The 1,605-nt window shown below is 42.1% G+C and carries 2 protein-coding genes; both read right to left on the reverse strand.

Annotated features, from left to right (window positions below):
• Positions 1 to 24: 24 nt before the first annotated feature.
• Positions 25 to 198, reverse strand: a complete 174-nt coding sequence (locus D5018_RS21885; RefSeq protein WP_165905152.1) for a hypothetical protein — start codon at positions 196 to 198, stop codon at positions 25 to 27.
• Positions 199 to 479: 281 nt separating this feature from the next.
• Positions 480 to 1,523 carry an IS110 family RNA-guided transposase gene (locus D5018_RS21275; RefSeq protein ID WP_121840966.1) on the reverse strand — a complete coding sequence of 348 codons (1,044 nt, stop codon included), beginning with the start codon at positions 1,521 to 1,523 and terminating at the stop codon, positions 480 to 482.
• Between the last annotated feature and the right edge of the window lie 82 nt (positions 1,524 to 1,605).

The following is a 1,605-nucleotide window of genomic DNA, read 5'->3' on the forward strand; positions in this document are numbered from 1 at the left end:
TAACACATATGAGCCCCCTGCTAGTCAATAGGCACTAAAAATCTTTCTGACTTCGTAGAAGTCAGTGCCTTTGGTGCTTTTTACAATACCTCTTACTTCGGCTGTCTTGGTCGCCATTAAGTCATCACTTACGGCAAACACATATTGAGGCTCTCTTATTGTGGTCTCACCACGGCCTGCTTCGGTGGTACAGCTCATTGAGCAGGGGCACTAGACATTCATCGGTTAACCCTAGACTGGCACTATTCAAGCAAAGTGGTCAGCGTTAATGCCGAGTTAGTTTCAGGCTCAGCTAAGGTGTAAGTGATAAATTGTTTAAAGCTAGTAATGCGTGCCAATGATGCGGCTAATCAAGAAATCGGGCTGCCCGTATCGGTCTATCTATCAATAGGTTTTAGCTTTCACTAGGGACGTATTGATATCGGTTTCAGACTCTGGATTGTAGCCAGTTAGACGTTCAGCTCACATCATTGCACGACTTAACTCGTTAAAAACCTAGTTTCGTCAAATACTGTTTTGTTCCTTAACATGAAATAGACACAACGTCCGATTTTGTGTGCAAGCGCTGATAAGGCTTTGCCTTTGCTCATGCGCTTTTGAAGTTTATCGAGGTATTTTTTAGCTTTGTCATTACCTCTTAAGTAAAGCACGGCGGCCTCACTGAATGCCCACTTGAGATGGGCGTTACCGATTTTGTTTCCTTGAGTACCGTAAATCTTGTCATTGGATTCGGCCTTACATTTGATGAGCCGACTGTAAGACGCAAACTTTTGTACGGTATCAAAGCGTCGGATATCACCAATTTCATAAAGGATAGTCAAACTGAGAATGAGCCCGATACCTGGAAAGGTATTGAGAATTTGATAGTCTTGTGGGTTGTGCTGCTTGGCGTTTTTTAAGATAAATTGTTCGACTTGGCTGAGCTCTTTGTTGTAAAAATCAACGAGATTTAAATCCATATCGATGTTACGTTGTACTGAGCTATCTTCAAATACGTTGCGAAGCTTTTCTCTGTCTGAGGGGTAACGTAAATTCAAATCATGGGCTGGCATGTTGTATTGACTAAACGTGTTTGATACATGGGCTTTTAGGTCTGCACCATGACGAACGATACGAGTGCGTCTTCTCAGTAAATCACGAGTTGAGCGCATGGTTTCTGGATAATCGTAAGCCACTGGAAAGTTGCCTCCTCGAAGTAAATTCGCAATCTTGTAGGAATCCACTTTGTCGTTCTTCGCTTTACCGCCATGGATTGCCCTCATGTATAAAGCATGGCCTAAAACAAAATCAATGAGGTGTTGTTTGCAAAAATTACTGACCCAGTACCAACAATGCATGCACTCTACACCAAGGACTAAACCTTTAAGATAAGGCGAAATTAAGTTCATTAATGCTGTAGGACACGCTTTTATTTTTTGATGCTCTACTTTATTGCCTTTGTCATCAATGATGCAGACGTACAGCATTCTGGCGTGTAGATCGATTCCACAGTAATATGGATGCAATTTGTTATAGAATCTCATTGAGTCTTCTCCTGTTTTGGTTTGGTTGCCTAAAGCTTAGCGATTCGTCGCTAAGCTGGGAGAAGGCTCAATAAGTATCAAG

Origin of the sequence: Parashewanella curva (genome assembly GCF_003675895.1) — a bacterium.
GTDB classification, from domain to species: domain Bacteria; phylum Pseudomonadota; class Gammaproteobacteria; order Enterobacterales; family Shewanellaceae; genus Parashewanella; species Parashewanella curva.